Annotated in this window: 24 protein-coding genes (1 of these 24 cut by a window edge); 11 read left to right on the forward strand and 13 right to left on the reverse strand. The window is 68.6% G+C overall.

The window, feature by feature from the left end:
• Positions 1-6: 6 nt before the first annotated feature.
• Positions 7-333, reverse strand: a complete 327-nt coding sequence (locus tag AL346_RS09835) for a hypothetical protein (protein WP_019404452.1) — start codon at positions 331-333, stop codon at positions 7-9.
• A gap of 76 nt (positions 334-409) precedes the next feature.
• Between AL346_RS09835 and AL346_RS09840 the strand changes: the two genes are divergently transcribed.
• Positions 410-697, forward strand: a complete 288-nt coding sequence (locus AL346_RS09840) for a hypothetical protein (RefSeq protein WP_019404451.1) — start codon at positions 410-412, stop codon at positions 695-697.
• Positions 698-770: 73 nt separating this feature from the next.
• Here AL346_RS09840 and leuC read toward each other — a convergent pair whose 3' ends face one another.
• The 3 genes from leuC to rplS form a co-directional block, all read right to left on the reverse strand.
• Entirely contained in the window at positions 771-2174 is a 1404-nt protein-coding gene (gene leuC, locus AL346_RS09845) for a 3-isopropylmalate dehydratase large subunit (protein ID WP_019404450.1), read from the reverse strand.
• Positions 2175-2345: 171 nt separating this feature from the next.
• A complete protein-coding gene (locus AL346_RS25800) occupies positions 2346-2468 on the reverse strand; it encodes a hypothetical protein (RefSeq protein ID WP_019404449.1) in 123 nt (40 codons plus the stop codon).
• Positions 2469-2692: 224 nt separating this feature from the next.
• On the reverse strand, positions 2693-3079 hold the full coding sequence (rplS, locus tag AL346_RS09850; protein ID WP_019404448.1) for a 50S ribosomal protein L19: 387 nt from the start codon (positions 3077-3079) through the stop codon (positions 2693-2695).
• Between the two features lie 305 nt (positions 3080-3384).
• On the opposite strand from rplS, the gene topA reads away from it, so the two are divergent.
• Positions 3385-6036 (forward strand): type I DNA topoisomerase, encoded by a 2652-nt coding sequence (gene topA, locus AL346_RS09855; protein WP_053193598.1) that lies wholly within the window; start codon positions 3385-3387, stop codon positions 6034-6036.
• A 227-nt stretch (positions 6037-6263) separates the two neighbouring features.
• Here topA and AL346_RS09860 read toward each other — a convergent pair whose 3' ends face one another.
• From AL346_RS09860 to AL346_RS09900, 9 genes are all read right to left on the reverse strand, one after another.
• A complete protein-coding gene (locus AL346_RS09860) occupies positions 6264-6722 on the reverse strand; it encodes a RidA family protein (protein WP_019404446.1) in 459 nt (152 codons plus the stop codon).
• On the reverse strand, positions 6719-7726 hold the full coding sequence (locus AL346_RS09865; protein WP_040405518.1) for an ABC transporter ATP-binding protein: 1008 nt from the start codon (positions 7724-7726) through the stop codon (positions 6719-6721). The genes AL346_RS09860 and AL346_RS09865 overlap by 4 nt, the downstream gene beginning before the upstream one ends.
• 5 nt (positions 7727-7731) lie before the next feature.
• Entirely contained in the window at positions 7732-8781 is a 1050-nt protein-coding gene (locus tag AL346_RS09870; protein ID WP_019404444.1) for an ABC transporter ATP-binding protein, read from the reverse strand.
• Positions 8782-8784: 3 nt separating this feature from the next.
• Positions 8785-9642: an ABC transporter permease gene (locus AL346_RS09875; protein ID WP_019404443.1), complete on the reverse strand. Its 858-nt coding sequence runs from the start codon at positions 9640-9642 to the stop codon at positions 8785-8787.
• Entirely contained in the window at positions 9642-10583 is a 942-nt protein-coding gene (locus AL346_RS09880) for an ABC transporter permease (RefSeq protein WP_019404442.1), read from the reverse strand. Before AL346_RS09880 ends, AL346_RS09875 begins: the two co-directional genes overlap by 1 nt.
• 300 nt (positions 10584-10883) lie before the next feature.
• Positions 10884-12419, reverse strand: a complete 1536-nt coding sequence (locus AL346_RS09885) for an ABC transporter substrate-binding protein (protein WP_019401377.1) — start codon at positions 12417-12419, stop codon at positions 10884-10886.
• Positions 12420-12461: 42 nt separating this feature from the next.
• Positions 12462-13223 carry a creatininase family protein gene (locus AL346_RS09890; protein ID WP_019401378.1) on the reverse strand — a complete coding sequence of 254 codons (762 nt, stop codon included), beginning with the start codon at positions 13221-13223 and terminating at the stop codon, positions 12462-12464.
• Between the two features lie 9 nt (positions 13224-13232).
• Entirely contained in the window at positions 13233-14381 is a 1149-nt protein-coding gene (locus tag AL346_RS09895) for a mandelate racemase/muconate lactonizing enzyme family protein (protein ID WP_053193601.1), read from the reverse strand.
• Between the two features lie 468 nt (positions 14382-14849).
• Positions 14850-15734, reverse strand: a complete 885-nt coding sequence (locus AL346_RS09900) for a MurR/RpiR family transcriptional regulator (protein ID WP_019401380.1) — start codon at positions 15732-15734, stop codon at positions 14850-14852.
• 180 nt (positions 15735-15914) lie between these two features.
• Here AL346_RS09900 and AL346_RS09905 point away from each other — a divergent pair, with 180 nt between their 5' ends.
• The 9 genes from AL346_RS09905 to AL346_RS09945 all read left to right on the forward strand — a co-directional run.
• Complete coding sequence (locus AL346_RS09905) at positions 15915-16811, forward strand: MurR/RpiR family transcriptional regulator (protein WP_019401381.1); 897 nt, start codon at positions 15915-15917, stop codon at positions 16809-16811.
• Between the two features lie 7 nt (positions 16812-16818).
• On the forward strand, positions 16819-18153 hold the full coding sequence (locus AL346_RS09910) for an aspartate aminotransferase family protein (protein ID WP_053193604.1): 1335 nt from the start codon (positions 16819-16821) through the stop codon (positions 18151-18153).
• Entirely contained in the window at positions 18150-19022 is an 873-nt protein-coding gene (locus tag AL346_RS09915; RefSeq protein ID WP_019401383.1) for a 3-keto-5-aminohexanoate cleavage protein, read from the forward strand. The genes AL346_RS09910 and AL346_RS09915 overlap by 4 nt, the downstream gene beginning before the upstream one ends.
• A 25-nt stretch (positions 19023-19047) precedes the next feature.
• Positions 19048-20025, forward strand: coding sequence for a TAXI family TRAP transporter solute-binding subunit (locus tag AL346_RS09920; RefSeq protein WP_019401384.1), 978 nt, complete (start codon positions 19048-19050; stop codon positions 20023-20025).
• A 107-nt stretch (positions 20026-20132) separates the two neighbouring features.
• Positions 20133-22787: a TRAP transporter permease gene (locus AL346_RS09925; protein ID WP_019401385.1), complete on the forward strand. Its 2655-nt coding sequence runs from the start codon at positions 20133-20135 to the stop codon at positions 22785-22787.
• A gap of 14 nt (positions 22788-22801) precedes the next feature.
• The gene (locus AL346_RS09930; protein WP_019401386.1) at positions 22802-23269 is read left to right on the forward strand and encodes a universal stress protein; all 468 of its coding nucleotides are present in this window, start codon (positions 22802-22804) and stop codon (positions 23267-23269) included.
• A gap of 107 nt (positions 23270-23376) precedes the next feature.
• Positions 23377-24171, forward strand: a complete 795-nt coding sequence (locus AL346_RS09935) for an SDR family NAD(P)-dependent oxidoreductase (RefSeq protein ID WP_019401387.1) — start codon at positions 23377-23379, stop codon at positions 24169-24171.
• A gap of 219 nt (positions 24172-24390) precedes the next feature.
• Positions 24391-25503, forward strand: a complete 1113-nt coding sequence (locus AL346_RS09940) for an efflux RND transporter periplasmic adaptor subunit (protein WP_019401388.1) — start codon at positions 24391-24393, stop codon at positions 25501-25503.
• Between the two features lie 10 nt (positions 25504-25513).
• A protein-coding gene (locus AL346_RS09945) for an efflux RND transporter permease subunit (protein WP_019401389.1) crosses the window boundary here: on the forward strand, positions 25514-26787 show its 5' portion. 1801 nt of this gene lie beyond the right edge of the window; only the first 1274 of its 3075 coding nucleotides appear in the window; it begins with the start codon at positions 25514-25516; its stop codon lies beyond the right edge, outside the window.

Below are 26787 nucleotides of genomic sequence, written 5' to 3' on the forward strand. Positions count from 1 at the left end.
CATGGATCAGTGCGCCAGCTGCTGCATCAGCGCATAGGCGAGGTAGATGAGGAGCACGAGGCCGAGGACGCGGCCGATGCGCTTGCCCCAGACCTCGATGCGGTCGTCGTCCGGGTGGTCCGCGTCGCGGCCGGAGAAATGCGCGCCGAGACGCCGTGTCGCGCGGCCGAGGGAGGAGGAGGCGAGCGTCTCGCTGTCCCGCTCCACCCGTTCCAGCGCCTCGCGCGCCTCGCGCTGCCGCTTCTCGTCATCGCCCTTCATCGCGACCACCTCGAAGGCCTCCGTTCCGCCACGCCTGCGTGTGCTGCGCAGCACCGCGACGGGCTGCAGCAAAGGCCATGATCATCTCGCGTCTGCCCTCAGGGAGCGCAACGGGAACGACCGATGAACCCTTCAGGAGACCGAACCCATGACCAAGACCTCGACGCAGCGTCATCTCCCCCGCATCGGCGGCAAGGCCGGCTTGCTGGCCCTCGCCCTCTTCGCCGGCCTCGGCGCCGCGGCGCTCGGCTCCGGCAGTGCCGAGGCCCGCCACGGCTGGCATCACAGGCCCTATCCGCACCCGGTGTGGGGCGCCGGCTGGTTCGCCTCTCCCGTCTACGACGGGCCCTATTACCGCTGCCGCTGGGTGAAGCAGGTGCGCTTCATCCCCGGTCACGGCCGGGTGGTCCGCTGGCGCCCGCTGTGCCGCTACTGACGGCAGGAGCCGTTCCATGCCGGGCCGGCCCGCGAGGGCCGGCCCTTGTGTCATTGACCCTGGCACGTCTGGCTCAGCCGAAGCTGCGCACGTCCACGAAGTGCCCCGCGATCGCCGCCGCCGCCGCCATGGCGGGGGAGACGAGGTGGGTGCGGCCCTTGAAGCCCTGGCGTCCCTCGAAGTTGCGGTTCGAGGTGGAGGCGCAGCGCTCGCCGGGCTTCAGCTTGTCGGCATTCATGGCAAGGCACATGGAGCAGCCGGGCTCGCGCCAGTCGAAGCCGGCGGCCTTGAAGATCCGGTCGAGGCCCTCGGCCTCCGCCTGCATCTTCACGAGACCGGAGCCCGGCACGATCATGGCGTTGACGTTGGGGTTGACCGTCTTGCCGGCGACGATGCGCGCGACTTCACGCAGGTCCTCGATGCGCCCGTTGGTGCAGGAGCCGATGAAGACGCGGTCGAGCGCGATGTCGGTGATCTTCGTGCCTGGCTTCAAGCCCATGTATTCCAGCGCCCGCCACTTCGACTGACGCTTCGTCTCCTCCTGGATCTCGTCCGGGTTCGGCACCGCGCCGTTGACCGAGATGACGTCCTCCGGGCTCGTGCCCCAGGTGACGATGGGCGGCAGGTTGGCCGCATCGAGCCGGATGACGCTGTCGAAATGGGCGCCCTCGTCGGTGCGCAGCGTCTCCCAGAAGCGCACGGCCTCGTCCCAGGCCGCGCCCTTCGGGGCCTTCGGCTTGTCCTTGAGATAGGCGTAGGTCTTCTCGTCCGGCGCGACGAGGCCGGCGCGGGCGCCGCCCTCGATCGACATGTTGCAGACGGTCATGCGCCCTTCCATCGACAGCGAGCGGATGGCCTCGCCCGCATATTCGATGACGTGGCCGGTGCCGCCGGCGGTGCCGATCTCGCCGATGATGGCGAGGATGATGTCCTTGGCCGTGACGCCCTCGGGCAGGGCGCCGTCGACCTGAACCAGCATGTTCTTCGCCTTCTTCTGGATCAGCGTCTGCGTGGCGAGCACGTGCTCCACCTCGCTGGTGCCGATGCCGTGGGCGAGCGCGCCGAAGGCGCCGTGGGTCGAGGTGTGGCTGTCGCCGCACACGATCGTGGTGCCCGGCAGGGTGAAGCCCTGCTCGGGGCCGACGACGTGGACGATGCCCTGGCGTTGGTCGAGCTCGTTGTAATATTCGACGCCGAAGTCGCGCGCATTGTCGGCGAGCGTCGCCACCTGCAGCGCGCTCTCGGGATCCTCGATGCCGTGCGAGCGGTCGGTGGTGGGCACGTTGTGGTCGACGACGGCGAGCGTCTTCTGCGGCGCGCGCACCTTGCGGCCGGCGACGCGCAGGCCCTCGAAGGCCTGCGGGGAAGTGACCTCGTGCACGAGGTGGCGGTCGATGTAGATGAGGCAGGTGCCGTCGGGCTGGGTGTCGACGACGTGATCGTCCCAGATCTTGTCGTAGAGGGTGCGCGCTGTCATGGGCTTTCGGCTTCTCATGCTGTGATGGCGGCTGCCATCGGTGCTCTTGTCGCTCAGATGTCCCGCCTCGGTTTCGCTGGTCGGGACATGTTCACCCGCGTCACGGGCCGCTCCTGCGGCCGTCCCCCTCGCGGGGCGCGGTGCCTGGCGGGCGCCCTGACGGGCACCGGCTCAGGCGCGGCGAAGGTCGGCGATGGTGCAGGCCAGGAGGCGCGCGAAGAAGCGCCACGGCAGGCGGGCGTGATCGTGCAGCGCCGCAAATTCCTGCGTCGTCGGCAGCGGCTGCGACGTCAAACGGCAAGCCGTCACGTCGGGCCGGCATATGGAGCGCCCGCGCCTCATCATTCTGCGCCGTTTTTAACAGATCAAAACGACAGCGACAACGCGCCCGCGCGCATCGCCTTGCATGGCTCCCGCGCGTGCCGCGCCGAAGCGGACGATAAAAATGAAAAAGCGCGGCGAGAGGCCGCGCTTCGTCGTCCGGGAGCCGGCGGTGGTGCCGCCAGATGAGCGAAGGATCACTCGCCCTTGTTGTTCTCGGTGCGGCGCTCGGCGCGCTCGGCGATACGGGCCGACTTGCCGCGGCGATCGCGCAGGTAATAGAGCTTGGCGCGGCGCACCTTGCCGCGGCGCACGACCTTGATCGACTCGACCAGCGGCGAATAGAGCGGGAACACGCGCTCGACGCCCTCGCCGTAGGAGATCTTGCGGACGGTGAAGCTCTCGTTGATGCCGCCGCCGTCACGGGCGATGCACACGCCCTCGTAGGCCTGCACGCGGCTGCGCTCGCCTTCCTTGACGCGGACGTTGACCTGCACCGTGTCGCCGGGCTCGAAGTCCGGGATGGACTTGGCTTCGGTGAGCTTGGCGATCTGTTCCTGGTTGATCTGTTCGATGATGTTCATGTCGATCACTCCTGCCGGCATGCCCGAAGGGAAGGTCCCGCGGACACGAGCGTTTCGGCGACGCTGTTTTGAGTTGGTGGCGCCCTATACACGAGGCGTTCGCCCTTGTCGATAAGGGCTGCGCGAGAAAGGACGCGAAAGCGCTGGCTCCGATGCAATGGCCCCGCCGGCGCCGGGCGCCTCTTGCGCCGCTGTCATCGCCTTGCCATTTGACTCCGCGCCCCCTTTCACTCAACTAGTCCGCCCGCCGGCCGTGTTTGCGCCGGCCGCCCGCATTTTCTTGAAGGCTCGCCGAGGAACTCTTGATGAAAGTCGTTGTCGTCGAATCTCCCGCCAAGGCGAAGACGATCAACAAGTACCTCGGCAAGGACTACGAGGTCCTGGCCTCGTTCGGCCACATCCGCGATCTGCCGGCCAAGGACGGCTCGGTCGACCCCGAGGCCGATTTCTCCATGATCTGGGAGCTGGAGGACCGCGGCTCCAAGCGCGTGTCGGACATCGCGAGGGCGGTGAAGGGGGCGGACAAGCTCATCCTCGCCACCGACCCGGATCGCGAGGGCGAGGCGATCTCCTGGCACGTCATCGAGGCGCTGACGCAGAAGAAGGTGCTGAAGGACGTGGCCATCGAGCGCGTCACCTTCAACGCCATCACCAAGGACGCGGTGCTCGAGGCGATGCGCCAGCCGCGCCAGATCGACCAGGCCCTGGTCGATGCCTATCTCGCCCGCCGTGCGCTCGACTATCTCGTCGGCTTCAATCTCTCGCCGGTGCTGTGGCGCAAGCTGCCCGGCGCCCGTTCTGCCGGGCGCGTCCAGTCGGTGGCGCTGCGCCTCGTCTGCGACCGCGAGCGCGAGATCGAGACCTTCGTGGCGCGGGAATACTGGTCGCTCATCGCCCTCCTCGCGACGGGGGCGGGCGCGACCTTCGAGGCCCGCCTCGTCGGCGCCGACGGCAAGAAGATCACCCGGCTCGACATCGGCAAGGGCGAGGAGGCTGAGGCCTTCAGGAAGGCGCTCGAAGCGGCGGCCTTCCGCGTCACCGCGGTCGAGGCCAAGCCGGCCAAGCGCCACCCGCAGCCGCCCTTCACCACCTCCACCCTGCAGCAGGAGGCCTCGCGCAAGCTGGGCTTCGCCCCGGCGCGCACCATGCAGCTCGCCCAGCGGCTCTACGAGGGCGTCGAGATCGGCGGCGAGACGGTTGGCCTCATTACCTATATGCGTACCGACGGCGTCGACATGGCCCCGGAGGCGGTCGCCGGCGCTCGCCGCGTTATCGCCAAGGAGTTCGGCGACGCCTATGTGCCCGGAGTGCCGCGCAAGTACACGACCAAGGCCAAGAACGCGCAGGAGGCGCACGAGGCTGTGCGCCCGACCGATCTCGGCCGCCTGCCGGCCATGGTGGCGCGCCAGCTCGATCCCGATCAGGCCCGGCTCTACGACCTCATCTGGACGCGCACCGTGGCGAGCCAGATGGAATCGGCCGTCTTCGAGCGCACCACGGTCGATATCGAGGCGAAGGCCGCCGGCCGCGTGCTCGACCTGCGCGCCACCGGCCAGGTGGTGACCTTCGACGGCTTCCTGAAGCTCTATCAGGAAGGCCGCGACGACGAGGAGGACGAGGAGAGCCGCCGCCTGCCCGCCATGAAGGCCGGCGATGCCCTCGAGAAGCGCGAGATTCGCGCGACGCAGCACTTCACCGAGCCGCCGCCGCGCTACACCGAGGCGAGCCTCGTCAAGCGCATGGAAGAGCTCGGCATCGGCCGGCCCTCGACCTATGCGGCCGTGCTCGCCGTGCTCAAGGAGCGCGGCTATGTCGAGATCGACAAGAAGCGCCTCGTGCCCGAGGACAAGGGCCGCATCGTCACGGCCTTCCTCGAGAGCTTCTTCCGCCGCTATGTCGAATACGACTTCACGGCCGACCTCGAGGAGCAGCTCGACCGCGTCTCCAACAACGAGATCGACTGGAAGGCGGTGCTGCGCGACTTCTGGCGCGACTTCATCGCCGCCATCGACGAGACGAAGAGCCTGCGCATGAGCGAGGTGCTCGACGCCCTCAACGAGGAGCTCGGGCCGCATATCTTCCCGAAGAAGGCGGACGGCAGCGATCCGCGCGCCTGCCCGAGCTGCGGCACCGGTCAATTGTCGCTGAAGCTCGGCAAGTTCGGCTCCTTCATCGGCTGCTCCAACTATCCGGAGTGCCGCTACACGCGCCAGCTCGCGGCGAACGGCGATGGTGAGACGAGCGCTGCCGCCGACGGCGGCCCGCGCGTCCTCGGCAAGGACCCTGAGACGGGGCTCGACGTCACGCTGCGCGACGGGCGCTTCGGTCCCTATGTGCAGCTCGGCGAGGGCGACAAGCCCAAGCGCCAGACCCTGCCCAAGGGCCTTGCGCCGGATCTCGTCGACCTCGAAAAGGCATTGAAGCTGCTGTCGCTGCCGCGCGAGGTCGCGACGCATCCCGAGAGCGGCAAGCCGATCCTCGCCGGCATCGGTCGCTTCGGGCCTTATGTCCAGCACGAGAGAACCTACGCCAATCTCGGCAAGGACGACGACGTGCTCGACATCGGTGCCAACCGGGCCATCGACCTGATCATCACGAAGGAGCAGGGCGGCGGACGCCGGGGCGGCGCGGCCGATCCGGGCCGGGTGCTGGGCGAAGAGCCGGAGAGCGGCAAGCAGCTCAGCGTCAAGGCCGGTCGCTATGGTCCCTACGTCACCGACGGCACGACCAACGCCACCCTGCCCAAGAGCATGGACAAGGACGCGCTGACCCTGGAGGAGGCCATCGCCCTCATCCGTGCCAAGCGCGCCTCCGGCGGTGGCAAGAAGGCAGCGGCGAAAAAGCCGGCCGCCAAGAAGGCCCCTGCGAAGAAAGCTGCCGCAAAGAAGCCGGCTGAAAAGGCGCCCGCTAAAAAGGCAGCCGGCAAACCAACGAAGAAGGCGGCAGCGGGAGAATAGCGGGCGGCAGCTTCTTCTCCCTTGGGACATGAACGACCGAACGGCATAGACAGTGCCGGCCGGCCCTCTTCCCCTGATGCTGACCGAACCGGGAGCGCACCGTTCCCGCCATCATGGCCGGGCCCGTCCCGGCCATCCACGTCTTTGACGTTGCACAGCTTTCCAAGGCGTGAATGCCCGCGACGGGCGCGGGCATGACGGTTGCGCGGGAGCCGGCGGGCCTTCGCTCAATCCACCGCCACGATCGCCTCGATCTCGACCGTGATGTTGTTCGGCAGCGAGCCGAAGCCGACGGCCGAGCGGGCGTGGCGGCCGGCCTCGCCGAAGACGGCGACGAAGAGGTCCGAGCAGCCGTTGATGACCTTCGGATGGTCGCCGAAATCCGGCACGGCATTGACCATGCCGAGCAGCTTCACCACGCGCCGCACGCGGGCAAGGTCGCCGAGCGCCTCGTGCATCACGGCGAGGAGGTTGAGGCCGGTCAGCCGCGCATCGTCATAGGCCTGCTCGACGCCGATCTCGGCGCCGACCTTGCCGGTGCGCTGACGGCCGTCCGCCTCGCGCGGCCCCTGGCCCGAGAGGAAGAGGAGATTGCCCTCCTGCACGAAAGGCACGTAGGTCGCGACGGGCTTGGGCGCCGGCGGAAGCGTAAGCCCGAGATCGGCGAGGCGCTGGTAGGGGGTCATGCGGTGACCTTCTGCGTGGCGAGGGTGGCGAGCTCCGCCTGGCGGATGCAGGCGACGGAATGGCTGGGTGAGACGCTCTCGCGCGGCGGCACGGCCTTCGCGCAGGCCTCGATGGCAAAGGGGCAGCGCGTGCGGAAGACGCAGCCGGACGGCGGGTCGAGCGGGCTCGGGATGTCGCCCTGCAGGATGACGCGCTCGCGCCGGACCGTCGGATCGGGGATCGGCGCGGTCGAGAGAAGCGCCTTGGTATAGGGATGGCGCGGATTGGCGTAGACCTCGCGCGACGGGCCCTGCTCCATGATGCGGCCGAGGTAGAGCACCACGATGTCGTCGCACAGATATTCGACGACGGTGAGGTCGTGCGAGATGAAGAGCATGGTGAGGCCCAGCTCTTTCTGCAGTTCCTGGATGAGGTTGAGCACCTGCGCCTGTACCGAGACGTCGAGCGCCGACACGGGCTCGTCGGCGACGATGAGCTCGGGCTCGACGGCAAGCGCCCGGGCGATGCCGATGCGCTGGCGCTGGCCGCCGGAGAACTCGTGCGGATAGCGGCGCGCATGTTCCGGGCTGAGGCCGACGCGGGCCAGGAGGTCCGCGATGCGCGCCTGCCGCGCCGCCCCCTTGGCGAGGCCGTGCGTGTCGATGGCTTCGCCGATGATGTCGCCCACGCGCATGCGGGGATTGAGGCTGGAATAGGGGTCCTGGAAGATGATCTGCATGCGCCGCCGATAGGCGCGCAGCGCCTTTTCCGGCAGCTTGAACAGGTCGACCCCGTCGAACACGGCCTCGCCCTCCGACGGCTCGACGAGCCGCAGGATGCAGCGCCCGGCGGTGGTCTTGCCCGAGCCCGATTCGCCGACGATGCCGACGATGCGGCCGCGGCCCACGTCGAAGGATACGTCCTCGACCGCCTTCACCGGGCCGCTCGCCGTGTGGAAGCGCTTGGAGAGATTGCGGACGGACAGCAGCACGTCGCCGCCCTGAGGGGATGGGGAATGGTTCATGGCGGTCACAGCAGCTCGTGCCTGAAGCAGCGGGAGAGGTGGCCGGGGCCGGCGGGCACGAGGCCCGGCGCCTCGCCCTCGCAGCGCGGCTCGACGAGCGGGCAGCGCGGCGCATAGGTGCAGCCCGGCGGCAGGTTGAGCACGCTCGGGACGTTGCCGGGGATGGGGTTCAACATCAGCCGCGCCCCGTCCGCCGCCCGGTCGCGCTCCGGGTTGGGGATGCAGGCGAGGAGGCCCTTGGTATAGGGGTGGCGCGGCCGCGCGAAGAGCGCCTCGACCGGGGCCTGCTCGACGACGCGGCCGGCATACATCACCGCCACCTCGTGGGCGATCTCGGCGACGACGCCGAGATTGTGGGTGATGAACAGGATGCTCATGCCGATGTCGCGCTGCAGGCGGCGCATCAGGTCGAGGATCTGGGCCTGGATGGTGACGTCGAGCGCCGTCGTCGGCTCGTCGGCGATGAGGAGGGCGGGGTTGCACGAGAGCGCGAGCGCGATCATCACGCGCTGGCGCATGCCCCCCGACATCTCGTGGGGATATTGGTCGAGCCGCTTCTCGGCCGCCGGGATCTCGACGAGCTCGAGCATCTGCCTCGCGCGCTGACGCGCCTCATGCCGGGAGACCGGCTCGTGAAGGCGGATCATCTCCATGATCTGGTCGCCGACGGTGTAGAGCGGGTTGAGGCTCGTCATCGGCTCCTGGAAGATCATGGCGATCTCCTTGCCGCGGATGGCGCGCATGCGCTTTTCCGGCAAGGTCGCGAGATCGACGACCGTGCCGTCGCGCATCCGGTAGAGGATTTTCCCTCTGACGATGCGGCCGGGATGGGCGAGGAGGCGCATGATGGACAGGCTCGTCACCGACTTGCCCGAGCCCGATTCGCCGACGACGGCGAGCGTTTCGCCCCGGCGCACCGTCAGCGTTACGCCGTCGACGGACTTCGCCGCGCGCTCGCCGACGATGAAGTGGGTGTGCAGGTCCTCGGCCCTGAGGACGACGTCCTCGGGCAGGGTCCCGGAGAGCGGGGAGGGGACGGAAAGGACGGCGGCCATCGCTCAGAGGTCCTTTCGAAGGCGCGGGTCGAGGAGGTCGCGCAGGCCGTCGCCGACGAGCTGCAGCGACAGGACGGACAGGATGATGGCGACGCCGGGGAAGATCGTCATCCAGTCGGCCTGTCCGACATATTGCCGGCCGGAGGCGATCATCGTGCCCCAGGTCGGGATCTCGGGGCTGACGCCGACGCCGAGGAAGGAAAGGCTCGCCTCCGCCAGCATGGCATAGGCGAAGATGAAGGTCGCCTGCACCAGGATGGGCGAGACGAGGTTGCGCAGCACGTGGCGCGTCATGATGCGCCACGTCGGCACGCCGAGCGCCCGCGCCGCCTCCACGTAAGGAAGCTCCCGGATCACCAGCGTCGAGGCGCGAACGATGCGGGCAAGGCGCGGCGCATAGACGATGCCGAGCGCCACGATGACGGTGGCGAGCGACGGCCCGAGCGCGGCAACGAGCGCGATGGCGAGCAGGATGTCCGGGAAGGCCATCATCGCATCGACGATGCGCGCGATCACGGTGTCCGCGCGGCGGAAGAAGCCGGCGACGAGGCCGAGCGTGATGCCGATGACCCCGGCGAACACCGTCGCGGCCGCGCCCACCGTCAGCGACAGGCGCCCGGCGTAGATCGTGCGGCTGAAGATGTCGCGGCCGAACTCGTCGGTGCCGAAGAAATAGGTGCCGCTCGGCGGCTTGAGGCGGTTGAAGATCGACAGCTTGTTCGGCGCATAGGGCGCGATCAGCGGTGCGAGCAGGGCGAAGAGCGCGATGGCGAGGATGACGGCAAGGCCGATCGCCAGCGTCTTGCGCTGCAGGATGAGCGTCGTGATGCGCGGCGCGGGGGCGATGCTGACGGCGGCCATCAGTAGCGCACCCGCGGATCGATGAGGATGTAGAGCATGTCGATGCCGAAATTGATCAGCACGTAGATCGCTGCGATGACGAGGAGCGCGCCCTGGATGACGGGATAGTCGCGCCGGAGCACCGCCGAGACGACGAGGTTGCCGACGCCCGGCAGGCTGAACACCGTCTCCGTCACCACGGCGCCGGAGACGAGGAGGGCGGCGGTGAGGCCGATGACCGTGAGTACGGGGATGAGCGCGTTCTTGAAGGCGTGCTTCATGACGACGCGGAACTCGCCCATGCCCTTGGAGCGGGCGGTGCGCACGTAGTCGTCGTTGAGCACGTCGAGCATCGAGGCGCGGGTGAAGCGTGTGATCAGCGCCGAGGAGACGACGCCGAGCGCCACCGCCGGCAGCACGAGATGTGACAGGCGCGTGAGGAAGGACGCATCGGGCCCGCCGTAGCCCGCGACCGGGAACCAGCCGAGCCGAACCGCGAAGACCTGGATGAGCACGAGGCCGAGCCAGAAGCTCGGGATGCTCGCCGCGAACATGGCGAAGGTCGTCACCGTCTGGTCGAACAGGGTGCCGCGCTTGTAGGCGGAGAGGATGCCGACCGGCAGCGCGATGGCGCTGGCGATGAGGATCGAGAACAGCGTCAGGAAGAAGGTGGGCTCGGCCCGTTCGGCGAGCGCCCGCGTCACCGGCATGTCGAGGAAGATCGACTGGCCGAGGTCGCCCTTGATGAGCTGGCCGAGGAAGAAGAGATACTGCACCACGAGCGGCTGATCGAGCCCGAGGCGGGTGCGCAGCGCGGCGATGTCGGCCGGCGTCGCGTCCGGCCCCAGCATGACGGCGGCCGGATCGCCCGGGGCGATGCGCACGATGATGAAGACGATCGTCACCACCGTGAACATCACGGCGAGCATGCCGAGAAGGCGCTGCAGGATGTAGCGGGTCATCGCTCCACTCGCTGCCGGGAGATGAGCGGCATCACAATCCCGGGACAAAAGACTATGGCGTTTCTGCAGTGGGCGGAACCAGTCGAGCACGCCCGGTTCACCTCCCCCCGCTTGCGGCGGGGAGGGGTGGGGGCGGTGCCGCCTGCGAACCGTGCCAGTTGATACTGTACTGACCGACATGGTCGGACAGCGCCTGCCTGCTGCACCGCCCCCCACCCCGCCCCTCCCCGCCACTTCGTGGGGGGAGGGAGAAGAGGAGCGCACCGCCGGCCTGCGCCAGCTCAACCTCTGGCCTCAGCCTCACTTGTCCAGGTAGGCGTTCCAGAAGTACGGCCAGGGCGAGGCGTCGTAGCCCTTCAGCTTCGGCGACTTGGCCGAGAGGGCGCTGAAGTCGCCGACCTTGTAGAGGGGAGCCTGCTCGTAGAGCAGCTTCTGCAGGTCGGCGAAGAGCGCGACGCGCTTCGTCTGGTCGAGCTCGGCGTTGAGGGCGACGAGCAGCTTTTCCTTCTCGGGATTGTCCCACCAGCCCGGATAGGTCGCCGGCAGCGGCGCGATGAGCGCCGGATCGGGCAGGAACGGGCTGTGGGTGATGAAGATGTCCCACAGGGCCGGGTCCGCGCGCCGCTGCACCAGCGTCGCCCAGTCGACCACCTGCAGCTCGACGGCGAGGTCGGCCGCCTTCAGATATTCCGCCGCGACCTGCGCCATCTTGTAGTGGAACTCATATTGGCGGCTGGTCAGGATGCGGATCGGCTGCTTACCGTCGTAGCCGGCGGCCTTGGCGAGCTCCTTGGCCTTTTCCGGATCGCCCAGGTTGTAGGCCTCGGTGCCGGCGTCCGTGCGCCACGGATAGCCCTCCGGGTAGAGCGCGCCGTCGACGGTGTAGAACTCCGGCTTGCCGAAGGCGGCCGCGAGCATGTCCTCAGCGTTGAGCGCGGCTTGCACGGCCTTGCGCATCTCCAGCTTCGTCATCATGCCCTGCTTGTTGTTCATGATGAACATGGGCCAGCCGAAGGACTTCAGCAGGAGCGGCTCGGTCTTGTCCTGGCCGTTGAGGCGGTCGTAGGCCTCGACGGGGAGGAGGTCGGCGTAGTCGTACTGGCCGGCGATGGCGCCCTCGACGCGCGTGTTGGCATCCGGCACCGGCACGAAGCGGATCTCGTCGAGGTACTGCTTGCGCGCGCCGCCGAAGCCGTTCGGGTCACCCTCGCGCGGCGTATAGCCGTCGAAGCGCACGAGCTGGATGTACTGGTCGGCCTTGCGCTCCTTGAGCATGTAGGGGCCGGTGCCGACGTATTCCTTGAGCGGGTTGTCCATCTTGCCGGCCGGCAAGATGATCGCCGCGGAATTGTTGAAGGCGAGCAGCGCGGCGAGCGGCGCGAACGGCTCCTTCAGGCTGAGACGGACGGTACGGTCGTCGATCGCCTCGAGGCCGGCGAGATTCGGCTGCACCAGCTTGCCGCGCGAGGCGAGCTCCAGCCAGCGGTGCAGGGAGGCGACGACGTCCTTGGCCGTCATCTCGCTGCCGTCGTGGAACTTGACGCCCTTGCGCAGGCTGATGGTGTAGACGCGCCCGTCGGCCGACACCTCCGGCAGTTTCTCCGCCAGGAGCGGCGCGATGTTCCACTCCTTGTCGAAGGTGAACAGCGTCTCGAAGAAGTGCTGCGTGACGGTGCCGAGAAGGTCGCCCGTCGCGACGGTCGGATCGAGCGAGGCGAGCTCCCCGATCATGGCGACGTTGACGACGCCGCCGCGCTCCTGGGCGAGGCCCGGGACCACCGTGGCGAAGGAGAGGCTCGTCGCCGCGAGCCCCGCCAGGACCAGCTTTCTGAACATGTGGCACACCCCTCTGTTGGTTGCCGATTGAACTTTGCGCGTTCAGCGCGCCTCGTTGAGCGTCGAGACGACGTGGACGAGTTGGTTCACCACGGCTGCGGTGATCCTCTCGCCTTTCTCTGCGGTTGCCTTCGACGGATCGCCCACGACGCCGGTGCCATGCGACATCTCGTGCATGGAGCGGAACATGGCCCCGCGGCTGCCGCGGATCATGTCGGCCTGGGCCCAGTCGTGCGTGGCCACGTAGCTCATGCCGCCGACGAGCGCACGCCGCACGCTGTCGGGCACGGCATGGAGCATCAGCGAGGTCTCGAACTCGCAGGCATGGTTGATGCCGGCGAAATCGCTCTCGCGGATCTTTTCGAGCTCGGGCGCGGCGAGCCGCCACCAGGTCAGCATGGCGATGCGGCAGTCGCGGTGCCGGGCGCCGAAGCTCTCCAGCAGCACCTGGCCGATGGCCTGGTTGCCGCCGTGGCTGTTGAACAGCACGAGGTTGCGGAAGCCGTGCCGCACGACGCTCTCGATGATGTCGCCGACATAGGCGAGGAACGTCTCGTGGCGGATGCTGAGCGTGCCGGCGAATTCCATGTGGTGCTCGGAGCAGCACACCTTGACCTGCGGCAGGATCAGCACCTTCTCGCCCAGCGCCTCGTCGAGCCGGGCGAGGAAATGGGCGCCGATCTTGGCATCCGTGTCGAGCGGCAGGTGCGGGCCGTGCTGCTCGATGGCGGCGATGTTGAGGACGACGGGGATCGACCGGTCGAGCCCGGCGATCTCGTTCGTCGTGAACTTTTCCCAGCGCATCGGCCGCCCTCAGGAGATGGTGCGTTCGGCGGTGCGGAAGCGCGCGAGCGCCGCCTCGTCCAGCTTCACGCCGAGGCCCGGGCCATCGTTCGGGATGCGCACGAACGGCGGCTCGAAGGCGAGCGGCTTCTCGAGCAGATCGTGCGTGCGGATCATGCGCCCGAAGATGTCGCCCGGCCACACGCAGCTCTTCGCCGCCGCCGACTGGTGCACGTACATGGCTTCCAGGATGCCGAGGTCCACCTCCGAGCCGTGCCAGCAATAGAGGCCGGCCGTCGCGGCGATGTGGTCGAGCGCCTGGAACTTGGCGAGGCCGCCGTTGAAGTTGAAGCCGTCGACGGCATTGTGGGCGATGGCGTTGATGGCGTCGTGCGGCCGCTGGCCCTGATAGACATAGGGCAGGGAGACGTGCAGCACGATCGGGATCGAGGAGAAGCGCCGCAGCTCCGCGAAGTCGAGCAGCATCCAGCGCGGCAGCGGGTCCTCGAGCAGCAGCACGTTGCCGACGGCCTCGAGCTCGCGGATGATGCGCCGTGCGTTGCCGGAATTTTCCCAGCGCTGGTTCGGGTCGAACAGCACCTTCATGCCCGGCGCGTGCTCCTTGATGCGCGCGCACCAGCCGGCGACGTCGTCCTCCAGGTCGCACTTGAACTTGATGACCTTGTAGCCCTGCTCCCAATAGCGGCGCACCCAGGGGCCGACCTCCTCCTGCGTGCGGTGGCTCGACCAGGCGCTGACGGCGACCCGGTCACGGATAGCGCCGCCGAGGAGCGCGTGCATCGGCACGCCGAGCGATTTCGCATAAGCGTCCCAGATGGCGCATTCGAAGCCGTCGTATTCGCGGCAGAGCGGCAGCGGCAGGTCCTGCAGGGGAAGATCGAGGATCGAGGTGCCGAGGAGATTGGCGCAGATCGCCTCGATGCGCGGCCACTCATGGTCGCGGTAGAATTCGCCAAGCCCGACCGTGCCGTCGGCGAGCGTCATGCGCACGATGAGCTTGGGCAGTTCGTCGAACTGCGTGCTCCACGCCGCCTTGCCGCCGACCGGCAGCATGTGGAGCGGCTTTGCGAGGCTCTCCGAATTGATCACGCCCGGGTGGGCGGGGACGACGACTTCGTCGAAACGGAAGGAAACGATGGTCTTGTCGGAGCGCTGCATGCTTCGCATTCGCCAGTCTGGAATTGGAATGAGCGGATGATGTAGTTTTATTACGAACGTGTCAACCAGGAGGAGGGGCCGAAAGACCCTCGCTGGCTCGGTGTCGTGACTGGCGGGTGCATCTCGACGTGCGGGAAAATCGGGTGCAATCGCCCGCAAAATAAGAAATTTTTTCCGTTCTGAGGATTTCGCGGCCGAGTTGTCTGTAATTTTCTGCTTATGTGCGCGAGGAGGGTGAATGTAATTTCACTACCTATCGCAACTCTCTGCCGCCGTGCCGCGACTGGCCGGGCTGCGGAGCGCGCATCCCCTCGTCATGGCCGGGCTCGTCCCGGGCCATCCACGCCTTTGACGTTGCCCTCGTTACAAGGCGTGGATGCCCGCGACAAGCGCAGGCATGACGGCGCCGAGGGGAGCGGACCTGCCGGCGGTTTGTGGGCCGTCAAGGCGGAAGGCGCCTCGCGGTGCTCAGTCGCCGACCGGCTGGCTCTCGGTCGAGCCGTGCAGGTCCACGAGCGTCATGCGGGCGCGCCAGAGCTTCTTGGCGACGCTCTTCATGCGCCGCGCGCCGATCAGCGTCGCCAGGCAGTCGAGCACGAAGAGCTGCCCGTAGCGGCCGCGGTTCGGCATGTAGAAGAACTTCTCCTCGTCGAAGGCGATGAGGGGGACGACGAGTGTCGAATGATCGGCGAGCGGCGTTCCGGGCGCCGTCACCGAGACGACGGCGGCGCCGAGGCCGCGGGCGATCTCCGCCGCGTCGACCAGCGAGCGCGGCTTGCCGGTGACGGAGAAGATGAGCAGGGCATCGCCCGGCCCCGCCGTCGCCGCGATGATCCGCTGCTTGTAGGGGTCAGCCGTGGCGGAGGCGGCAAGGTCGAGCCGGAACAGCCTGTTCTCCGCCTCCTGGGCGACGTTGGCCGAGCTGCCGCCGACGCCGAAGCAGAAGACGCGGCGCGCCTTGTCCAGCGCGTCTACCGCCGCCTCGAGCGCCACCGGGTCGCGTTGCGCGAAGGCGCTGGCGAGCGCCTGGGCCGTGGCCTCGTAGACGTGCTCGGCCACCTCGCGCCCGGTCTCGGCCGGCACCGAGCGCTCGGCGACGAGATACATGCGGCCGATGGCGTAGTCCTGCGCCAGGCGGATCTTGAAGTCGGTGAAGCCCTCGCAGCCCATGCGCCGCGCGAAGCGGATGACCGTCGGCTCGCTGACCTCGGCCTTGCCGGCGAGTTCCTTGGTGCTGAGGCGCGTCGCGGCATCGATGTCGTGCAGGATGACGTCCGCCACCGCCCGGTCGGCCCGGTTCATCTCCGGCAGTTCGAGGCGCATGCGGTCGATCAGGCTGGTGGGGTTGCGCATGCTGTCTCACTCTCCGCGACGCGTCGCGGCCCGGTGGCCGCGCCGGACGGTAGCGCCAAACCGGGCCCCGCGACAATTCCGTGGCCACTGCCGCGCATCGGCTGTGCTGCGTATTGACGCAAATGTTTTATGGTGCGAGCATGATGAAACGTTTGCTTCATCGGCTGCATCGGGGCGTCCGTGGACACGATCGACCGGCAACTGGCACGGCTGTTCGACGATCTGCCGCCGCAGCTGCGGAAGGCGGCCCAGCACCTGACGCGCCACCCGGACGACGGTGCCCTCATGTCGATGCGCCAGCTCGCGGCGGCCGCCGGTGTCTCGCCCGCTTCGCTCCTGCGTCTCGTGCGCATGCTCGGCTACGAGCGTTACGAGGATTTCCGCGATGTCCTGCGCGCGCAGTGGAAGGCGCGTCCCATCGGCCCCTTCGCCGCGCGGGCGCAGTCCATCGTGGCGCGCGCCGGCTCCGATGCGGCGATGCTCGTCGCCGCGACGCAGGCTGCGGCGCATGTGACGGTCGATGCGGCGCTCGCCGGGCCGCAGGCGGCGACCCTCGTCGCCGTGGCGGAGCGCCTCGCCGCGGCCCGGCGCATCGCCGTCGTCGGCCTGCGCAGCAGCTTTCCGCCGGCCTTCGCCCTGTCCTATTCGCTCGCGCTGTTCCGTGAGGGGGTGCTGCCGCTCGCCGGCGTCGGCGGGCTCGGCGTCGATGCGCTCGACCATTGCGACGAGCGCGACGTGCTCGTCGCCGTGGGCGTCGCGCCGCTGACGCGGGAGACCGTGCTCGCCGCCCGGCAGGCGAGCCGCCAGGGGCTGACGGTCATCGCCATCACCGACAGCACGCTCTCGCCGCTCGGCCGCGCCGCCGGCCATGTGGTCCTCGTGGGGGACGGCGGGGTGTCGCTGCTGCAGTCGCAGGTCGGCACCGTCGCCGTGGTCGAGGCGCTCGTGTCCCTCGTCATGGCCCGGCTCGGGCCCGAGGCGCTTGCCGCCGTCGCCGCCCGCGAACAGCACTTGCAGTCGGCCGGAGCCTACTGGAGCGAATCCGACGACATGAGCCTGCATTCCGCAACGAGTTGAACGCACCATGACCCGCATCCTGCACCGCCAGACCCGCAATCCGCTGCCCGTTGCCGTCGCCGGCGAGGGGCCCTACGTCATCGATTCGGCCGGGCGCCGTTATCTCGACGCCTCCGGCGGCGCGGCCGTCTCCTGCCTCGGCCATTCGCACCGCGGGGTCATCGAGGCCATCAAGGCCCAGCTCGACGCCTTGCCCTATGCGCATACCTCGTTCTTCACCAACGAGCCTGCGGAGGCTCTGGCGGAGCATCTCACGTCGCGCGCGCCGGCCGGCATCAGCCACGTCTATTTCGTCTCCGGCGGCTCCGAGGCCAACGAGACGGCCTTCAAGCTGGCGCGGCAATATTTCTGGAATAGGGGCGAGCGCGAGCGCTCGCGCATCATCGCCCGCCAGCAGAGCTACCACGGCAACACGCTCGGGGCGCTCGCCGTCGGCGGCAATGCCGGCCGTCGCGCCGTCTACGAGCCGCTGCTCATCGAGGTTTCGCATATCGAGCCCTGCTACGCCTATCGCCACCGCCGCGACGACGAGAGCGAGGAGGCCTATGGCGAGCGCGCCGCGGCGGCGCTGGAGGCCGAGATCCTGCGCCTCGGCCCCGGGACGGTCATGGCCTTCGTCGCCGAGACGGTGGTGGGCGCGACGCTGGGCGCCGTGCCGCCGGCGCCCGGCTATTTCCGCCGCATCCGCGAGATCTGCGACCGCTACGGCATCCTGCTCATCCTCGACGAGGTGATGAGCGGCATGGGCCGCACCAGCACGCTCTTCGCCTGCGAGCAGGATGGCGTCACGCCCGACATCGTCACCTGCGCCAAGGGCCTCGGCGCCGGCTACCAGCCCATCGGCGCCTGCCTGATGTCGAGCACGATCTACGACACGATTGCCGCATCGCCCGAGGGCTTCCAGCACGGCTTCACCTATATCGGCCACGCGAGCGCCTGTGCCGGTGCGCTCGCCGTGCAACGGGCGATCGAGGCCGAGGGATTGCTGGACAACTGCCGCAAGCAGGGCATTCGACTGGCCGAGGCGCTGGGACAACGATTCGCCCAGCACGCCCATGTCGGCGACATCCGCGGCCGCGGGCTCTTCATCGGCGTCGAGCTGGTCGCCGATCGTGAGACGAAGCAGCCCTTCGCCGCGCAGCACAGGCTCAATGCGCGGGTCAAGGCCAAGGCCATGGAGGCCGGGCTGATGTGCTATCCTGCCGGCGGCACGGCCGATGGCGTCAGCGGCGACCACATCCTGCTGGCACCGCCCTTCATCATCACGCCGTCCCAGGTCGAGGAGATCGTCGACAAGCTGGCGGTTGCCGTCGACGGGGCCATCGCAGAGGTGCGTGCATGACCGCTCCCTTCGCCGTCATGGTGGCGCCCAATGGCGCCCGGCGCGGCAAGGCCGATCACCCGGCACTGCCGCTGACGGCCGCGGAACTCGCCCGCGAGGCGGCCCGCTGCCGCGAGGCGGGTGCCGCGGCGATCCACCTCCACGTGCGCGACGGCGAGGGGCGCCACGTCCTCGATGCGGATCTCTACCGCGCGGCGACGCGCGCCGTGCGCGCCGAGGTGGGCGAGGCCATGGCGGTGCAGATCACCACCGAGGCCGTCGGGCGCTATGCCCCGGCGGCGCAGATGGCGCTTGTGGACGACCTCGTGCCCGAGAGCGTCTCGATCGCGCTGCGCGAGATCATTCCCGATGCGGCCGCCGAGGCTGCGGCTGCCGCCTTCTTCGCCCGGCTCGCCACCCGGCCCGTCCTGACGCAGATCATCGTCTACAGCGCGGAGGAACTCGCCCGGCTCGACGATGTCATGACGCGGGGGATCATTCCCGATGCGCCGCGGCCGAACGTGCTCGCCGTCCTCGGCAGCTATGCCGGGCGGGAGGCGGCGCCGGGCGATCTCGACGCCTTCCTCGCCGCCGGCCTTGCGCGGCATCCGTTCATGGTCTGCGCCTTCGGCCGGCGTGAGGCGGCCTGCGCCGCCGCCGCGGTTGTCCACGGCGGGCATATGCGCATCGGCTTCGAGAACAATCTGATATTGCCGGACGGGCGCGTCGCGCCCCATAACGGCGAAACCGTCGCGGCGGCCGTCGCGGCCGCTGCCGGCAGCGCCCGTCCGCTCGCCAGCGCGGACGACCTGCGCCGCCTGTGGCACACGCCCCTGCCGCCAGTGCCGGCCGGGGCGATGAGCGGGGCCTCGTCAAGGGTCCCCGGATGATCTGACCATAGAGGGAGGTCCAGACATGCGTATCCTGTCCATTTTCGCAACGGCCGCTGCGGCGGGGGCCATCGGCCTTGCCGCCGCCGGCGGCGCCGCTGCCCAGGATCAGAAGTTCATTTCCATCGGCACGGGCGGCGTCACGGGCGTCTATTACCCGGCCGGCGGCGCCATCTGCCGGCTCATGAACCAGAAGCGCAAGGACCACGGCATCCGTTGCTCGGTCGAATCGACCGGCGGCTCCGTGTTCAACGTCAACGCCATCCGCTCGGGCGAGCTCGAGTTCGGCGTCGTGCAGTCCGACGTGCAGTTCAATGCGTACAACGGCAAGGCCAACTTCGCCGACCAGGGCGCCGACCAGGACCTGCGCGCGGTGTTCTCGCTGCACGCCGAGCCCTTCACGGTGCTGGCGCGCAAGGACGCGAACGCCAAGTCCTTCGACGACCTCAAGGGCAAGCGCGTCAACATCGGCAACCCCGGTTCCGGCCAGCGCGCCACGACCGAGGTGCTGCTCGAGGCCAAGGGCTGGAAGACCTCCGACTTCTCGCTGGCCTCGGAGCTGAAGCCGGCCGAGCAGAGCCAGGCGCTGTGCGACAACAAGGTGGACGCCATCGTCTACACCGTCGGCCATCCGAACGGCTCGATCCAGGAGGCGACCTCGTCCTGCGAGAGCGTGCTCGTCAACGTCGATGGCGCCGAGGTCGAGAAGCTCGTCGCCGACAACCCCTACTATCGCATGGCGACCATCCCGGGTGGCATGTATCCGGGCTCGGCCGAGGACACGACGACCTTCGGCGTCGGCGCCACGGTCGTGACCTCCGCCAAGGTGCCCGAGGACGTGGTGTACGAGTTCACCAAGGCGGTTTTCGAGAACTTCGACCAGTTCAAGGGCCTGCATCCGGCCTTCGGCAGCCTGACCAAGGAGGAGATGGTCAAGCAGAGCCTGTCGGCGCCGCTGCATCCCGGTGCAGAGAAGTACTTCAAGGAAGCCGGCCTGATGTAAGATGAAGCCGGGCGGCACGCGCGTGCCGCCCGGCTTTTCGCCGCCGCGGGGAATACCGGGCGGCACGCCGGCGAGCCGGCAAGCGCAACTGCGGGGGGAGCATGAGCATGGCTGAAGAGCCGAAAGCGGGCCGGCCGCTGAGCGACGAAGAGCTGCAGGATCTCGTGGCGTCCTCCGACACCGGGGCGCGCGATCCCGGCGGCATGGCCGGCCGGTTGCTGTTCTATGTCGCGCTCGCCTGGTCGCTGTTCCAGATCTGGATCGCCTCGCCGCTGCCCTTCGTCACCCAGGCGGCGACGGGCCTGCGCGTCGTCCTCAACGACACCGAGACGCGCTCGATCCATCTCGCCTTCGCGCTCTTCCTCGCCTTCTGCGCCTTTCCGGCGCTTCCTTCGAGCCCGCGCAACCGCATCCCGGTGCAGGACTGGCTGCTGGCGCTCCTCGCCGCCTTCTGCGCCGCCTACATCTTCCTGTTCTACGGGGCCCTCGCGACCCGCCCGGGCAACCCGCTGACGCAGGACCTCGTCGTGGCCGGCGCCGGCCTCGTCCTGCTTCTTGAGGCGACGCGCCGGGCGCTCGGCCTGCCGCTCGTCGTCGTGGCGGTCGTCTTCCTGCTCTACGTCTTCTTCGGCTCGAGCGTCTTCGTGCCGGACGTGATCCGCTGGAAGGGCGCGTCCTTCGCAAGGGCAATGGACCAGATGTGGCTGTCGACGGAGGGCGTCTTCGGCATCGCGCTCGGCGTGTCCTCGTCCTTCGTCTTCCTCTTCGTGCTCTTCGGCTCGCTGCTCGACCGCGCGGGGGCCGGCAACTACTTCATCAAGCTCGCCTTCGCGCTGCTCGGCCACCTGCGCGGCGGGCCGGCGAAGGCCGCCGTCCTCGCCTCGGCGATGACCGGCCTCATCTCCGGTTCCTCCATCGCCAATGTCGTGACGACCGGCACCTTCACCATCCCGCTGATGAAGCGCGTCGGCTTCACACCCGAGAAGGCCGGCTCGGTCGAGGTGGCGAGCTCGGTCAACGGCCAGATCATGCCGCCCGTCATGGGCGCGGCGGCCTTCCTGATGGTGGAATACGTCGGCATCTCCTACCTCGAGGTGATCAAGGCGGCCTTCCTGCCCGCCATCATCTCCTACATCGCGCTGCTCTACCTCGTGCATCTCGAGGCGGTGAAGCACGACATGCCGACGCTGCCCAAGCGCATCCGGCGCACCGTCTGGCAATCGGCCCTCGTCACCGGCATCACCGCGAGCTCGATCGTCATCCTCTGCGGCGTGATCTACTGGGTCATCCGCGGCGTGCAGATGCTGCTGCCCGACATGTCGGCCTCGCTGCTCGTCCTGCTGCTGCTCGCCGCCTATGTCGGCCTCGTCTGGTACGCCTCGCGCTCGCCGGACCTCGAGCTCGACGATCCGAACGCCCGGGTGGTGGAGCTGCCGCTCGCCAAGGAGGTGCTGAAGACGGGCCTGCACTACCTCCTGCCGATCGTCGTCCTCGTCTGGTTCCTGATGATCGAGCAGAAGTCGCCCGGCCTGTCGGCCTTCTGGGCGGTGGCGTTGCTCCTCCTCATCCTCGTCACGCAGAAGCCGCTCAAGGCACTCTTCCGCGGCCTGCGTGGCCACGACGTCGGCGTCGCGCTGCGCGAGGGCGCGGGCGACCTCTTCGGCGGGCTCGTGCTCGGCGCCCGCAACATGATCGGCATCGCCGCGGCCACGGCGACGGCCGGCATCATCGTCGGCACGGTGACGCTGACCGGCATCGGCCAGGTGATGGCGCAGTTCGTCGAGCTGATCTCCGGCGGCAACCTCCTGCTCATCCTCTTCTTCACGGCCGTCATCAGCCTCATCCTCGGCATGGGCCTGCCGACGACGGCGAACTACATCGTCGTCTCCTCGCTGATGGCGCCGGTCGTCGTGGAGCTCGGGGCGGCCAACGGCTTCCTCGTGCCGCTCATCGCCGTGCATCTGTTCGTCTTCTACTTCGGCATCATGGCGGACGTGACGCCACCCGTCGGCCTCGCCTCCTTTGCCGCGGCCGCCGTCTCGGGCGGCGACCCCATCAGGACCGGCGTCACGGCCTTCTTCTACAGCCTGCGCACGGTGCTGCTGCCGTTCATCTTCATCTTCAACACGGACCTGCTGCTCATCGACGTGTCGTGGGCCGGCGCGATCTGGATATTCTTCAAGGCGACGATCGCCATGCTCGTCTTCGCCGCGGCGACGCAGAACTTCTTCCTCGTGCGCTCGCGCGTGTGGGAATCGGCGGTGCTGCTCATCGCCGCCTTCTTCCTGCTGCGCCCCGGCTTCTTCCTCGACCAGATCTCGCCGCCCTATGAGACGCTGGCGCCGGCGCGGATCGAGGAGGCGGTGGCGTCCGAGCCCGAGGAGGGCACGCTGCGCCTCACCGTCGAAGGCCCCGACTTCCGCCTCGGGCGGATCGCGCAGAAGACCATCGTGCTCGACCTCGGCGCCACGGCCGGCGACCCGCGCGGACGCCTCGAGCAGAACACGGGCCTCCTCTACCAGGTCGAGGGGGATGCGGTCGCTCTGGAGGAGCCGTTCGACGCCACGAGCCAGGCGGCCCAGAGCCTCAAGAACTTCGACTTCTACGGCGAGCAGCCGGTGCGCATCGTGCAGCTGGAGCGCGAGCGCGAGCGCATGAATCGCCAGCTCATGACGATCCCCGGCTTCCTGCTGATCGGCCTCGTCGTTCTCCTGCAGCGCCGCCGGCAGCGCACGGCCGTCGGCGCGACCGCGCCCGCCTGAGCCGGAGGAAGCCCATGTACAAGAACATCCTGCTCGCCATCGACGTCGCCCATCTCGACAGCCAGACCAAGGCGGTAAAGACGGCCGTCGACATGGCGAAGGCCTTCGGCGCCACCGTCCACGTACTCACCGTGGTGCCCGACTTCGGCATGAGCATCGTTTCCGGCTTCTTCCCGAAGGACCACGTGCGCCGGGCGATGGAGGAGGCGAACACGGCCCTCCACGCCTACACGAAGGAGACCATCCCGGCAGAGGTGCGCCACCGCCACATCGTCGATCACGGCACCATCTACGAGGTCATCCTGCGCTATGCGCGCGAGCTGAACATCGACCTCGTCGTCATCAGCGCGGCGCGGCCCAAGATCGACGACTATTTCCTCGGGCCGAACGCGGCCCGCGTCGTCCGCCACGCCGATGCGACGGTGATCGTGGTGCGCGAGACGGCGGCGGAGGCGGCGAGGCTGGCGGACAAGCGGCGCTGACCGGTTCCGGGGCGGATTGGCCGCCGGCCTTGCGCCCGGTGCGAGCGCATGCTCGCATGCGTTCCGTCGTTCGCCCGATGCGGGCCGGGTTGTGGATGGATGGCGCGATGCTCGACGAAAACGGCCCGCGGGCTCTCAATCCCTTCGCCGACCTTACCGGCGAGGTGGTGCTCGTCACCGGCGCCTCGTCCGGCCTCGGCCGCCACTTCGCGCGCATGCTCGCTGGCCACGGCATGCATGTCGCGGTCGCGGCCCGGCGGCATGAGCTGCTCGAGCCGCTGGTGGAGGAGATCCGCCTGGCCGGCGGCGAGGCCGAGCCGGTCGCGATGGACGTGAGGGACGTGGCCTCCGTCCGCGACGGCGTCGCCCGCGTGGTCGCGCGTTTCGGCACCATCGACGGGCTCGTCAACAATGCCGGCATCGCCCGCACGCAGGCGCTGCTCGACGAGGCGCCCGAGGCGTGGGCAACGACCATCGACACCAATCTCACCGGCGCACGGCACGTCGCCTGCGAGGTGGCGCGGGCGATGGTCGCGGCCGGCGGCGACGGAGCCATCGTCAATGTCGCCTCCATCCTCGGCCTGCGCCAGGGCGGGCAGGTCGGCTCCTATGCGACGTCGAAGGCGGGGCTGATCCAGCTCACCAAACAGATGGCGCTCGAATGGGCGCGCTACGGCATCCGCGTCAATGCCCTGGCGCCGGGCTATGTGGAGACCGATCTCAACCGCGACTTCCTGACGAGCGAGGCCGGGGCGACGCTCGTGAAGCGCATCCCGCAGAGGCGCTTCGGCCGCATGCAGGACCTCGACGCCGTGCTGCTGCTGCTGCTGTCGTCCGCTTCGGCCTACATGACCGGTGCGGTCATTCCCGTCGACGGCGGGCATCTCCTGTCCGCTCTGTGAACGTTTGCCCGCCGGACACGCGGCGCCTTGCCGGTTCTTTGATGACGAAGATTTAATTTGCCGCTTTCTGCAAGTCGCCACATAGCTAGCGTATAATTTTGAACTGGAAGAGCTCGGCCACTTTCGGGCCGCCGGACGGAGCGTCCGGGCGCGTTCGCGACATGCCGGGACAAGCTCGTTGTGCTCCATGACGATGGGCCGGCGAAGTCAGAGGACGGTATGCGCAAATCGGTCGTTGTCGCCATCGCATTGCTCGCGGCTGCCGGGGGCGGCGCCTACCTGCTCAATCAGGGCCGGTTCGACGCCTTGTGGACCACGTTGCAGTCGAACGCCTCGGCGCAGGGGCAGGGCCAGGCGACGACCCCGCGCCGTGCACCGGCCCTCGCGGTCGAGACCGCGGTGGCCAAGGCCGGCACGTCGACCGCCGACATCCGCTCCATCGGCAGCCTCGCCTCGGACGAATCGGTGAAGGTCGCGTCGGAGATCGCCGGCCGCATCTCCTCGATCGCCTTCAGCGACGGCCAGGCCGTCAAGGAGGGCGACATCCTCTTCAAGCTCGACGGCGCGCTGACGCAGGCCGAGATGGACGATGCGCAGGCCAAGCTCGAACTTGCCCTCGCCAATTACGAGCGCACGAGCACGCTGGCCCGCTCCGGCAACACTACCCAGCGGGCGAACGACGAGGCGGTGGCCAACCTCGCCATGGCCCGGGCCGCCGTGGCACTCATCCGCGCCCGTTTCGACAAGCTCACGATCCGCGCTCCCTTCCCGGGCATCCTCGGCATCCGCATCGTCTCGGTCGGCGCCTATGTCACGACCGGCCAACCGCTCGTGAATCTCGAGAAGATCGACGCCCTGAACGTCGACTTCAAGGTGCCGGAGATCCACCTCGGCGACATCGCGGTGGGGCAGGCGGTCGAGGTGAGCGTCGACGCCTTCCCCGGCCGCACCTTCACGGGCATCATCGAGGCCATCGATCCGCTGGTCGACGTCAACGGCCGTGCGCTCAGCGTGCGGGCCCGCGTGCCCAACGGCGACATGGCCCTGAGGCCCGGGCTCTTCGCGCGCATCCTCATCAAGGGCAGCCGGGAACGGCAGGTGGTTACCGTGCCGGAGGAGGCCATCGTGCCGCGCGGGCAGGATACCTTCATCTTCCGCGTCGAGGACGGCAAGGCGGTCGAGGCGCGCGTGACGCTCGGCAACCGCTATGGCGGCCTCGTCGAGATCGCCGAGGGGGTCGAGCCGGGGGCGGTGGTCGTCACTGCCGGCCAGCAGCGGCTGCGTGACGGCGCCAACGTCGAGGTCGTGACCTCGACCGCCGCGCAGGGCTGAGGGAACACAGATGCGCCTGCCGGAGATCTGCATCCGCCGCCCGGTCTTCGCCACCGTTCTCAGCCTCATCCTCATCCTCGTCGGCATCGTCTCCTACGACCGGCTGACGGTGCGCGAATATCCCAACGTGGACGAGCCGGTCGTCTCCGTGACGACGAGCTATCCCGGGGCCTCGGCGACCATCATCGAGAGCCAGGTGACGCAGGTGCTCGAGGGCTCGATCGCGGGCATCGCCGGCATCGACGTCCTCGAATCGACGAGCCGGGCCGAATCGAGCCGCATCACCGTGCGCTTCCGCTCGGATGTCGATGTCGACGTCGCCGCCAGCGACGTGCGCGACCGCGTCAGCCGCGTGCGCCGGCGCCTGCCGGACGAGATCGACGAGCCGACCATCGCCAAGGTCGAGGCCGACGCCCAGCCGGTCATCTACATCTCCTTCATCGCCGAGCGGATGGATGCGCTCGAGCTGACCGACTACGTCAACCGCTACGTGGTCGACCGGTTCAAGAACCTCAATGGCGTCGCCGACGTCACCATCTTCGGCGAGCGCCGCTATGCCATGCGCATCTGGATCGACCGGGAGAGGCTCGCCGCCTACAATCTCACCATCCAGGATGTCGAAAGCGCGCTGCGCAGCCAGAATGTCGAGCTGCCGTCCGGCCGCATCGAGAGCCAGATGCGCGAGTTCACGGTGCTGTCGCGCACCGGGCTGACCACGGCGGAGCAATTCCGCAACATCGTGGTCAAGCGGGCGGATGGCTATCAGGTCAAGATGGGCGAGGTGGCGCGCGTCGAGCTCGGCGCCGCCGATCTGAGACGCGACGGCCGCTACAACGGCAAGCCGACGATCACGGTCGGCATCGTCAAGCAGGCGGTGGCCAACCCGCTCGACGTGTCGAATGCGGTGCGCGGCATTCTGCCGGCGGTCAACGAATCGCTGCCCCCGGGCGTCACCGCCGAGGTGGCCAACGACAACGCCGTCTTCATCGACCGCTCGATCAAGGCCGTCTATCACACCATCGGCGAGGCCATCATCCTCGTGGTGCTGGTCATCCTGTTCTTCCTGCGCTCGCTGCGCGCCTCCATCATCCCGATCGTCACCATCCCGATCTCGCTCATCGCGACCTTCACGCTGATGTATGCGATGGGCTTCAGCGTGAACACGCTGACCCTGCTCGCCATGGTGCTCGCCATCGGCCTCGTGGTGGACGACGCCATCGTCGTGCTGGAGAACATCTACCGGCACATCGAGGAGGGCATGACGCCCGTCGCGGCCGCCATCAA

Source organism: Chelatococcus sp. CO-6 (assembly GCF_001271345.1).
Taxonomy (GTDB): Bacteria; Pseudomonadota; Alphaproteobacteria; order Rhizobiales; family Beijerinckiaceae; genus Chelatococcus_A; species Chelatococcus_A caeni.